This is a genomic window from Mesorhizobium sp. M1A.F.Ca.IN.020.06.1.1, from assembly GCF_004023265.1.
In the GTDB taxonomy this organism is placed as follows: Bacteria; Pseudomonadota; Alphaproteobacteria; order Rhizobiales; family Rhizobiaceae; genus Mesorhizobium.
Window position 1 is genome coordinate 1 of the sequence record NZ_RZSR01000201.1, and the last position, 7617, is coordinate 7617.

Consider the following 7617-nt stretch of genomic DNA (forward strand, 5'->3'; position numbering starts at 1 on the left):
CAACTCACGCTGGCGAACCTCCCCCCTGCCCTCGACATTGGGGGGGCGGGTTTCCAACCGACCGACATGCGGCTGTTGCAGTTGCAGTTCCGCCGCATCCTCGATCGTAACTAGGCGTTCCTTGGCCGGTATGTAGCTCGAAAGCGCGTTGAGCAGCGTCGTCTTGCCACTGCCTGTGCCGCCTGAAACGAGGAGCGATTTGCGCGCCTGCACGGCGATCCGCAGAAGGTCGATCATTGGTTGGCGGATCGAATTAAATGCCATCAAGCGTTCCAGCGAATAGGGATGCTTGGAGAATTTGCGGATGGACACCAGCGGACCGTCGACCGAGATCGGGCGGACCGCGATGTTGACGCGCGAGCCGTCGTCCAGGCGAGCATCGACCATCGGCGCGGATTCATCGACTCGCCTGCCAATGTTCGAAACGATCTTGTTGATGACGCGCAGCAGATGCGCCTCGTCGCGGAAGCGAATCGAGGTCTCCTCGAGCACGCCGCGGCGCTCGACGAATACTCGCGCGTGGGTGTTGATGAGGATATCGGCGATCGAATCATCTTTGAGCAAGGGCTCGATCGGACCCAGCCCCAGCATCTCGTCCGCCGTGTCGCTGGTTAGTTGATCCAGTTCTCGCGCATTCAACGGCACGTTGCGGCCGCGTACGAATTCACGCACGATCGGCCGGATTTCATTGAGGATCTCGTCCTTTGACGCAGTTTCGAGAACTGCGAGGTTGAACCGGTCAATGAGATGGCTATGCAGCTCGACCTTGAGCGTCAGGAAATCGTCATTCTGATCGGCTTCTGTCGCGAGCACGTTCACCGGTCCATTCAATGCAGGGACGACTGGTGCCGGCTGCGGGGCCCGCTGCTCATTCGATCCTTTGATGAAGCGCCCCAACATGTCACCGAACCCTGCTGATTTCCCCGACGTTGAAACTAAGCATTAACCACGACGGGCACAAGCGGCCTGAAGGCCACACTAGATGTATTACTTGTTACATAGTTAAGAAATCGAGCTATGAGAAACCGTTTTATTTTGCACTGCCTCTCCCTACCGACCAAGGTCCTAGGACCTTTGCCGATATCCGTGGCAATGCGCCCTCTAACCTCCTTAATATAAAGGGATATGTTATATATCTAATGTTGTACGCGGGACGGCACGGTTGTGGCCGAATTGTGAATGAATGGTTAAGACGGGTTGAAAATCGAAGCGAATCAAGCATTTGTAAAAACTGAAGGAGTGAAAAATCCAGTATTGAAAGGTTAAGGGACTGTTAATCCGTTTGACTCGCCTTTTTTGTGGGACAAGGATTGAACGTGACGGGGGATGCTTTGGTATGGGGTTCATTCCTTGGCTCTGTCTCGTCGGGTTCAAACCTCCAAAGGGAGAAATTGGCATGAAGAAGCTCATGACGATGGCCCGGCAGTTCCGCGACGACGAAAACGGCGCTGCCATGGTCGAATATTCTATTCTGGTCGGCATCATTGCTGGCGCTGCGATTCTCATCATCGTCGGCATTGGCTTGTGGGTGAACGGCCGCTTTACCGGCCTGTGCACCACCTTGAATGCCAGCGGCATTGGCACCTGCGGCGCTGGCGTCGGCAGCTAAGCAACGCGAGGTTGTCAGGCCCGGTGAAGGCAATCCGGGCCTGACAACTAGGACGGGCCGCGTCGGGCGATGCGGTCGAACAAAATAAGGCCTTGGGGTTGGGCTCATGCGCGCCAATACAGTTATAATGATTGTTCTCGCCGGCGTGTTCGGTGTTTTGGCTGTCGTGCTCGCCAATATCTGGCTGGCCAACCAGCGCAACGCCATGGCGCAATCCAATGGCGTGCAAGCGAGCACCATCGTAGTCGCGGCGATGCCGCTGAAATTCGGCGATGCATTGAGCGCCGACAAATTGCGCGAAATTCCTTGGCCCGCCGGTGCAGTCCCGTCTGGGTCTTTCAAGACTATCAAGGATGCCTTGGCCGGCAATGGAGCCAGGCAGGCGCTACAATCCATCAGTGCCAACGAACCGATCCTCTCAGCCAAGATCACCGGACCAGGCCAGCGGGCCACCCTGTCGGCGGTGCTGGGAGAGGGCATGAAGGCCGTGTCCATTCGCGTCAACGACGTGCTGGGCGTCGCCGGCTTCGTGTTCCCGGGCGACCGGGTCGATGTGCTATTGACGCGCACGGTCCGCGACGGAGGCGGCGGGGAAAAGAGTTTTGTCGACGTGCTCCTGCAGAGCGTCAAGGTGCTGGCAATCGACCAGGTCGCCGACGAAAGCAAGGACAGCCCGACCGTGGCCAAGGCAGTGACGGTCGAAGTCGACACCAAGGACGCGCAGAAGCTGACTTTAGCCGCCGGAGCGGGTCAGTTGTCGTTGGCCCTGAGGCAGGCAGCAGGCAGCCGGGGAGAAACGACAGAGCGAGTAACGCTCGCCGACCTGGTCGGCGATACTCCGGAGGACGTTGCCAAACGGCAGGCGGAACTCGACAGGCAGAAGGCCGCGGAAGCCGCCGCCGCCGAAGAGCGTAAGCGCGCCAACGACAAGATCGATGGATTGGCCCAAGCGGTGGAGCGGGTCGGAAGCCAGATTGACGAATTGAGCAAAGTCAAGCCGACGCCTGCTGTTGCGCCCGAACCACAGGTGCAACAAGTTGTCAAGGAAGTCGTCAAATATGTGCAGCCGGAACCGCCGGCCCGCGCTACAATCGGTGTCTTTCGAGGTGTAAAACTCGAAACATACGATGTGCCGCGACAAAAGTAACGCTGGCATATTAGGGTGAGGGGTCCGAATCAGCCAGCGAGGGGGTAGCGTAGATGCGTGCGTTCTGGGGACCACTTACGGCGGCTGCTTTGGTATTGTCCTGTGCATTGCCGTTGAGTTTCGCGGTTCATGCGGCCGACCGCTTCATCGACGTGTCGAGCCCGTCGCTACACCGCGTGTTCATCCCCGTCTCGCAATCGGCGACGATCCAGGTGAACGCCACACTGGGCGACATCGTCGTTGGCGACGAAAAGATCGCCGATGCGCAGCCGATGACAGACAAGACGCTCTACATCATCGGCAAGAGCCTCGGCACCACCACCGTCAATCTGTTTTCCGAGGACAAGCGCTCGCTGGGCGCCATCCAGATCGAGGTCGGCCAGGATGTCAGCGACATGGCGGCCGCCATCCGCCAGGTGGCGCCGAAGGCGCGCATCGAAATCGGCTCCATCAACGGCAAAGTTCGGCTGAGCGGCCATGTCAAGGACGCCGCGACCCTGGCGCAAATCGTCGAGGTCACGCAGCAATATGGGCCGGACTCGATCATCAACGCCGTCACCATCGATGACAGCGAGCAGGTCAATCTTTCGGTACGCATCCTGGAGGCCAAGCGAAATGCCGGCCGTGACCTAGGCGTGTCATTCAAGAGCACGAACAGGAGCGGAACGTCAAAGGTTGGCACTGGCATTGCCGCGGTCGATGAAGACGGTGCAGTGCTTGGGTCAGGGACGCTGCTCAGTGGCCTCCTTTCCAACTCCACTCCGTTCGGAGCACTGCTGACGCGCGTCATCGACAGCAACATCAAAGTCGACATGTATATCGAAGCACTCGAGTCGAAGGGATTGGTGCGACTGCTGGCCGAACCGAATCTCACCACGGTCTCCGGCGAAACCGCGAGTTTCAACGCCGGCGGCGAAGTACCAATCCGCAGCGTCAACAGCCAGGGCGAGATCGAGATCCAGTTCAAGCAGTTCGGCGTCAATCTGAACTTCACGCCGGTGGTGCTCGACGACGGCAAGATCCATATGAAGCTTGCGCCGGAAGTGAGCGACCTGACCGGCTTCACGCCCGCCGGCGATCCGATCTTCACCAACCGCAAGCTGGCGACCACAGTCAACCTACGCGACGGTCAGAGCTTCGCGGTTGGTGGGCTGCTCTCCAGCAAGAACACAAGGCTTCAAGACCAGGTGCCATGGCTCGGCCAGGTGCCGATCATCGGGGCGCTGTTCAAGAATTCGAGCACGCAGAAGGAAGAGACGGAGCTGGTCGTCATCGTCACGCCGCATCTGGTGCGGCCGGTCAAGCCCGGCGAACAACTGGCGACGCCATTCGACAAGACAAGGCCGGCCAACGACCCGGAACTTTTCCTGCTCGGCCAGCTCGAAGTCAGCAAGGACATGATCAGGAAGTATGAGCTGGGCGACGGCGTCACTGGTCCCTATGGCCACATGCTGGATGTGAAATCGAAGGACAAGCTGGTCTATGTCAAGAAATAAGCTCCTGTTCGTCCTGCTCGGTTCCAGCCTGCTTGGAGGCTGCGCCGCGGACTATCTGAACAACTACGACACGATGACGTTAGCGTCGGGCGATTCGCAGAAAGCCAACCAGCTGCTGCAGACGGTTGATCCGTACAATCCAGCTTCCAACAACACGAAGATCGAAGGCGACGGGGCGCGGTCCGTCGCGGTCGTTCAGAAATATAAGCTTCCGCCGACGGCTGCGGCGGCACCGGCAACGAACATGACGGTTGGAACGTCGAGCGCGAGCAATGAGTGAAATGAGGCGGTGAAGCGGGCGTTCGAGGAGCCTGCTACATAGGGGTAAAGGGTAAGGCCATGCTGCGGGTTATTCGCGCGTTCTGGCACGACCAAGGGGGCATAGCGCTCATTCTTGTCGCCATCATGCTGCCGGCTATTGTTGGTCTTTCGGTCCTTGCTATAGACATGAGCCGCGCGAACAACCTGCACAATGATCTGCAGAAGGGCTCTGATGCCATGGCGCTCGCCGCCGCGGCCGAGCTCGACGGCCGCGCCGATTCAATCACCAGGGCCGATAGGGCGCTCGCAAATCTGGTGACCAACCACTACAGATTCTCCGGTCCAACCGGCGTCGACCAGGTTCTTCAGGCTGCCGGTGTGACCAGACGCTACCTGCGGTCGCTGCCAGCCTCAGACATTCTTCCTATCACGTCCGCAAACATCATCACAGACGAAGTGGCCGGGGCGCTCGAGGCCCGCTACATTGAGGTCACCGCCACACCGGTCGGGTTCTGGTCGATGTTCCCGATCTCGTTCATCAGCGGCAACACCAGCGACAACTCCTTCAACGTGGGATCGGTTTCGGTTGCCGGCTTCACCCGTGGCGTCTGCGATTTCACGCCGGTCTATATTTGTAACCCGTACGAGGGCTCGGGCGACACCATCTATTCCGTGGCGGCTGACCCAACAAAGCGGCGCCGTCTCATCGAGCTGCGCCAGCAGGGAGGCAATACGGCGCAGAACTCGCCTGGAAATTATGGGTTCCTGCAACCACCGGACGGTACCGGCGGCGCCAATGCGATCAGGGACATGATCGCCAAGACCAAGTCGGCAGCCTGTTACAATTCGCGCGGCGTCCTCCTGCGACCGGGCTTCATCGCCACGGTCCGAGACGCTTTGAACGTGCGTTTCGACGTCTACAACGGGTCGATGAACGGCAATAAGAACAATGCCGACTACGCGCCGGGCGAAAACGTGCGCAAAGGCTATCAGATGCCGTCGAAGGGCAATGGGAATGCTTGCAACGCTGATCTCGCCAGCCCGCCAGACCCTACCAAGTATGATGCCTTCCCGCGCGACAACTGCTTTTCGACCGGCTGCTCGATAGCGAACGGCCGCGTGGGTGATGGCAACTGGAACTTTGACCAGTACTGGAGCACCAATTTTGCAACGACGACCAACCCTGTCAGCGTCTCGAAACCCGTCGGCGCCGATGGCGTGAACCCGGCGAGCAACACCAACCAGCCGACCCGCTACAGCGTCTACCGCTACGAAATCGCGCAGGGCATCGTTAACCACCCATCGAACGGCGGTGAGCGCGGGACACCGGCCTGTTCGAATAACTCGGTCTCCAATCCAGACCGCCGCATCCTCTATGGCGCCATCCTGAATTGTCAGGCCCTGGCAGCGGCCGGCTTGATGGGCGGTGGCAACTCCTCACCGCCGCTACCAGTCGAGGCCTTCGCCAGCTTTTTTATCACGGAGACGGTCGAAAGCGGTTCGGACCAAACCATCAGGGTCGAGCTTGTAGACGTCACCGGTCGTGAGGGCCAAGGGACACTTGATAAATTCCTGCGCGACGAAGCGCAGCTCTATCGGTGACAGCCATGGCGCAGGCATTGTCCCGCATGGTCCGTCGTTTCCGCCGAGATGAGCGCGGCACCGTGCTGGTCGAGATGGCGATCGTCGCGCCACTGATGTTCATCCTGTCGGCAGGCGTGTTCGAGTTCGGCAATCTAATCCATCAGAAGCTTCTAATGGAAGCCGGGCTCAGCGATGGCGCGCGGTTCGCCGCGCGCTGCAATAGCCAGCTTTATACCGATGCCGGGCTCGCCGCGATCAACTGCGCCAATGTCGCCACCAACATCATCGTCTTCGGCAATGTGGCCGGGACCCCGCCGGCGCGCATCAAAGGCTGGACGACATCGGATGTCACGGTGACAATCGCCGATCCGGCCGACTGCAAAAACACTGTGGATCCCGGCACTGGCACCGTCCTTTACCTATCGACGACGTCCCAGGTTTGCATCGTCACGGCCTCGGGCACCATCAATTATAGTGGCGTCGGCTGGCTGTCGCTGCTCAATATCGGCCCAATCACGCTGACGGCCAGTCATCAGGAGCGGTTGATCCGATTCTGATGATGCTCAAGCGGTTCGCAAGATCGGAGGAGGGAGCGGCGATGGTCGAAATGGCCATCGCCATAACTTTGCTGCTTACCCTCACCCTCGGCTTCGTCGATTTTGGCTATGCCTTCTATCAATGGAACGCGGCGACCAAGGCAGTACAGGTAGGCGCACGTTTGGCGTCGATCTCGGATCCCGCCGTAAACGCAATGACACTTGCGGCGGCCGATCCAGCTACAAATCCGGGGGCGCCAATCACCGCCGGAACGTACTCATTCCAATGCAAATATTCTGGCAGTACGGGCTCGTGCAACGGCAATACGGCGATATTCAATTCCGCCGCTTTCAGTCGAATTTTTCGCGGTGACACCGCCGAGACCAACGACAATACTTGTCCTGTCGTGCAGCCAGGGCAACGCCCCGGTATGTGTCAGTTCTTTCCTAGATTGAATCGCGACAACATCGTCGTGACCTATGCAGCTACTGGCCTAGGCTATCAGACACGGCAAGGTGGCCCGGTTCCGACCATCACCGTCAGCCTGCAGAACATCAACTTCCAGTTCTTTTTCCTGGGCGGTCTGCTCGGGTTCGGCGATATGACCATGCCTTCCATGCTCAGTACAGTAACGGGTGAAGATTTAAAGAGTACATCGCCATGAACGCCATCGACACCAGAGTGCTGCCGACGAAACGCAAGCAGGTCGCGCTGTTTTCGTCCGATGCGAATTTCAGGCACGATGTAACCACGCGGCTCGACGCGCTGGCGATCTACGACGTCAAGGTTTCGGAGGCGGTCGAGTTCCTCAAGGGGCCGCCGGTCGATGCACGTCCCGGCATCATTATCCTCGATCTCGGCGACGGCGAGCTGCTCGGCAACAATGCCCTTGTCGAGGCGCGTTCGACCTGGGCTTCGGTGCCGCTGATAGCGGTCTCGGGCGAGCTGACGTCCGAGCAGACGCGGGTGCTGGTGCGCATGAA

The 7617-nt window shown here is 59.2% G+C and carries 8 protein-coding genes and 1 pseudogene; 8 read left to right on the plus strand and 1 reads right to left on the minus strand.

The annotated features are described in order from the left end of the window. Positions 1-900, minus strand: a 900-nt coding sequence (locus tag EOA60_RS11640) for an ATPase, T2SS/T4P/T4SS family (protein WP_164899264.1), incomplete at its 3' end; no start/stop codon positions are given. 496 nt (positions 901-1396) lie between these two features. Between EOA60_RS11640 and EOA60_RS11645 the strand changes: the two genes are divergently transcribed. The 8 genes and pseudogenes from EOA60_RS11645 to EOA60_RS11680 form a co-directional block, all read left to right on the plus strand. Continuing rightward, positions 1397-1609 carry a Flp family type IVb pilin gene (locus EOA60_RS11645; protein WP_095826439.1) on the plus strand — a complete coding sequence of 71 codons (213 nt, stop codon included), beginning with the start codon at positions 1397-1399 and terminating at the stop codon, positions 1607-1609. Positions 1610-1715: 106 nt separating this feature from the next. After that, positions 1716-2756 (plus strand): Flp pilus assembly protein CpaB, encoded by a 1041-nt coding sequence (gene cpaB / locus EOA60_RS11650; protein ID WP_127215760.1) that lies wholly within the window; start codon positions 1716-1718, stop codon positions 2754-2756. Between the two features lie 113 nt (positions 2757-2869). Beyond that, positions 2870-4252 carry a type II and III secretion system protein family protein gene (locus tag EOA60_RS11655; RefSeq protein ID WP_245322564.1) on the plus strand — a complete coding sequence of 461 codons (1383 nt, stop codon included), beginning with the start codon at positions 2870-2872 and terminating at the stop codon, positions 4250-4252. Then, positions 4239-4532, plus strand: a complete 294-nt coding sequence (locus EOA60_RS11660) for a hypothetical protein (RefSeq protein WP_095826442.1) — start codon at positions 4239-4241, stop codon at positions 4530-4532. The genes EOA60_RS11655 and EOA60_RS11660 overlap by 14 nt, the downstream gene beginning before the upstream one ends. 59 nt (positions 4533-4591) lie before the next feature. Beyond that, positions 4592-6115 (plus strand): pilus assembly protein TadG-related protein, encoded by a 1524-nt coding sequence (locus tag EOA60_RS11665; RefSeq protein ID WP_095826443.1) that lies wholly within the window; start codon positions 4592-4594, stop codon positions 6113-6115. A 5-nt stretch (positions 6116-6120) separates the two neighbouring features. Then, complete coding sequence (locus EOA60_RS11670; RefSeq protein ID WP_095826444.1) at positions 6121-6654, plus strand: TadE/TadG family type IV pilus assembly protein; 534 nt, start codon at positions 6121-6123, stop codon at positions 6652-6654. 41 nt (positions 6655-6695) lie between these two features. Next, positions 6696-7298, plus strand: a complete 603-nt coding sequence (locus tag EOA60_RS11675; RefSeq protein WP_245322565.1) for a TadE/TadG family type IV pilus assembly protein — start codon at positions 6696-6698, stop codon at positions 7296-7298. Beyond that, positions 7295-7617 (plus strand): annotated as a pseudogene (locus tag EOA60_RS11680) (pilus assembly protein); the annotation flags it as partial. The gene EOA60_RS11675 and the pseudogene EOA60_RS11680, both read left to right, overlap by 4 nt.